At 62.0% G+C, this 3,426-nt stretch carries 1 protein-coding gene; it reads left to right on the forward strand.

Annotated features, from left to right (window positions below; genetic code table 11):
• Window positions 1-99: 99 nt before the first annotated feature.
• Window positions 100-3,228: a type I restriction endonuclease subunit R gene (locus tag Q0349_RS03820; RefSeq protein ID WP_298079554.1), complete on the forward strand. Its 3,129-nt coding sequence runs from the start codon at window positions 100-102 to the stop codon at window positions 3,226-3,228.
• Window positions 3,229-3,426: the final 198 nt, after the last annotated feature.

Genomic DNA, 3,426 nt, shown 5'->3' on the forward strand with positions numbered 1-3,426 from the left:
CTACCCCCACCCCGACCCTCCCCCGCTGCGGGCTTCGCCCTGCGGGGGAGGGGGATTTCATAAGGTCAAGACCCACCCTACTCATCAAAAGGAACCCCCATGCCCCCAAAAATCAATGAAGCACTGATCGAAAATACCTGTTTGCAGCAATTGCAAGCCGTTGGCTGGCAGTATCAATATGGCAAAAACTTACCCACTGCCGAGGGTGATTTTGCCCGTGGCGGCATGGCGGGCGTCGTTTTTACCGAACAGCTCCGGCAAGCAGTCGCCAAACTTAATCCTGATTTGCCGCCGGAAGCGGTCGATGAGGTGGTGCGCACGGTGACAAAGCCGGATGTCGGCGATTTGCTCGAACGCAACCGCGTTTTTTATGGCTGGCTGCGCCACGGTGTGCCGGTCAGTTTTCGCGCCGATGGCGTGGTGAAAACGGTGCAGGCGATGTTGCTCGATTTTGAGCAGCCGCAGGCGAATGGTTTTGTCGCGGTCAATCAGCTGGAAATCCGCGGCACACGCGGCAAGCGCATTCCCGACGTCATTCTCTTTGTAAACGGCCTGCCGCTGGTGGTGCTGGAGTTGAAGCATCCGCTGCGCGAGGCGGCGGCGTTGCTGTCGGCGTTCAACCAGTTGCAGACGTACAAGGCGGAGCTGCCGGATTTGTTTGTTTTCAATCAGTTGCTGGTTGTGAGCGATGGCACGGAGGCGCGCGTCGGCTCGCTTTCTGCCGACTGGCAGCGCTTTGCGCCGTGGCGGGTGGTCGATGAGGCGGCAAACAGCGCGCGCGTGCCGTTTGCCGATGAGCTTGCCGGGGTGGTCGAGGGGCTGCTGCGCCCGGAAACGCTCTTGGATTATTTGCGCTTTTTTGTGCTGTTTGAGCGCGATGCGCGCGGGCAAACCGTCAAGAAGTGCGCCGCCTATCATCAGTTTTACGGGGTGAATGCGGCGGTGGCGGCGACGCTTGCCGCGTCCGGCGAGGGCGGCGACGGGCGCATCGGCGTGATGTGGCATACGCAGGGTTCGGGCAAGTCGATTTCGATGCTGTTTTATGCGGGCAAGTTGCTGGCGCAGGCGGCGTTGCAGAATCCGACGCTGGTCGTCGTTACCGACCGCAGCGATTTGGACGGTCAGCTTTTTCAGACCTTCAGCGCCGGGCAGGATTTGCTCAAGCAAGCACCGCTGCAGGCAGACAGCCGCGAGGAGCTGCGCCGCGTGCTGGCGGCGCGTGCGGCGGGCGGGGTGTTTTTCACTACTGTGCAGAAGTTCGCGCCGCGCGAGGATGAGGAACGCTTCCCGGCGCTCAATACGCGGCGCAACATTATCGTCATCAGTGACGAGGCGCACCGCAGTCAGTACGGCTTTGCGATGAAGGTTGGCAGTAGCGGGCAGATGCGCGCCGGTTATGCCCGCCATTTGCGCGATGCCCTGCCCAACGCTTCGTTCATCGGCTTCACCGGTACGCCGCTCAGTCTGGAAGACAAGGACACGCAGGAGGTGTTCGGCCGCTATGTCTCGGTGTATGACCTGCAAGATGCGGTCAATGACGGCGCGACCGTGCCGATTGTCTATGAGGCACGGCAAATCCGCCTCAACGTCGATGCAGCCAGGCTGCACGAACTTTTTGAGGATTTGGACGGCGACGCCGACGAAGCCAGCGCCAAACTGCGTCTGCGCGAGCACATCCTCGGCGCGGATGCCCGCTTGCGCGACCTCGCCGCCGATTTGGTGGCGCACTTTGCGCAGCGCAACCAGGTCGCGCCCGGCAAGGCGATGGTGGTCGCGGTCAGCCGTCGCGTTTGCGTCGATTTGTACAACCACCTCATCGCCCTGCGCCCGGACTGGCACAGCGATGAGGTGAACGGCGGCGCGCTGAAAATCGTCATGACCGGCAGCGCGGGCGATCCGCCCGAATTTCAGCCGCACCTCTACAGCCGCGAGGAGAAAAAGACGCTGGAAAAGCGCTTCAAAGACCCGGACGACCCGCTGCAAATCGTCATCGTGCGCGACATGTGGCTCACCGGCTTCGACGCGCCCTGCTGCCACACCATGTACCTCGACAAGCCGATGCAGGGGCATAACCTGATGCAGGCGATTGCGCGGGTAAACCGCGTCTTCAAAAACAAAAGCCGCGACAACGGCGGGCTGGTGGTCGATTACATCGGGCTGACCGACGCGCTGAAAGAGGCGACGCGGCGCTACTCGCGCGATGGTGGCAAGGGAGAAATGACGCGCGACATCACTGCGGTATTCGCCAAAATGCAGGAACATCTCGACGTGGTGCGTGGTCAGTTCGCCAGCCCGGTAAATGGCAGCGCCTTTGACGTCGCCGCCGCGCTCGCCGCAAAAGAACCGCAGGCGCTGCTGGCCCACATCCGCCGCGCCGCCGAACACATCAGCGCGCTGGACCACGCCGAGCGCGACTTGCAACGCAAAAAGCGTTTCCTCGACGCAGTGCGCCTCGCCAAAAAAGGCTTCGCCCTCTGCGGCGCGCGCGACGAGACCGCGCCGTACCGCGAAGAAATCGCCTTTTACGACGCGGTGCGCGCCGTCCTCGCCAAACGCGCCGACAGCACCAGCGGCGGCGACCACCTGCTGCAACTGACCGCGCTCATCAACCAAAGCATCAGCGCCGACGGCGTGATTGACCTCTTTGACCTACTCGGCAAACCGCAGGCGCGGCTGGATTTACTCTCCGACGACTTCCTGCACACGGTGAAAGCGAGCGACAGCCCGCACCTGTGGGTGGCCGCCGCCGAACGCTACCTGCAAGCGAAAATCCGCGAAACGGCGGGCAACAACCTCACCGCGCAAAAAGACTTCGCCGCGCGGCTGGAAGAAGCGATTAACCGCTACAACAACCACAATTTGAGCGTCATCGAAGTGCTGGAAGAGCTGGTAAACCTCGCCCGCGAACTACAAGAACGCCTCGCGCGCGGCGAAAAACTGGGGCTGTCCGAGGCAGAACTCGCCTTCTACGACGCCCTTGCCCGCAACGACAGCGCGCGCGAACAAATGGCGGAAGCGGTGCTGGCAGCGCTTGCCAAAGAAATCACCGAAAAACTGCGGAAATCGGCGAGCATCGACTGGAAATACAAGGACGGCGTGCGCGCGCAGATGCGCCTTTTGGTCAAACGCGCGCTGAAGCGCTACAAATACCCGCCGGACGCGGAAGCGGCGGCGATTGAGTTCGTGCTGGAGCAGGCGGAAGAAATCGCCGACGCCTGGGCGGCGTAGGGTGGGGAGATCCGTTGTCGCCAGAGGGATAAGCCCCAGCGCGTTGGTCGGTAGGGTGTGGTTACAATTCAGCCGTGAATCTTTGTAGGTTAGGTTAGAACCTGTTTAGATTCTGCGGGTAAAAGCGAAATTCCCCCTCCCCCGCAGGGCGAAGCCCGCAGCGGGGGAGGGTCGGGGTGGGGGTAGCGATATTATCGA

It is taken from the genome of uncultured Cardiobacterium sp. (genome assembly GCF_938028185.1).
Taxonomy (GTDB): Bacteria; Pseudomonadota; Gammaproteobacteria; order Cardiobacteriales; family Cardiobacteriaceae; genus Cardiobacterium.

Excerpts from the sequence above, each read along its gene's own strand:
- Q0349_RS03820 (WP_298079554.1), top strand. The coding sequence starts at position 100 with ATGCCCCCAAAAATCAATGAAGCACTGATCGAAAATACCTGTTTGCAG.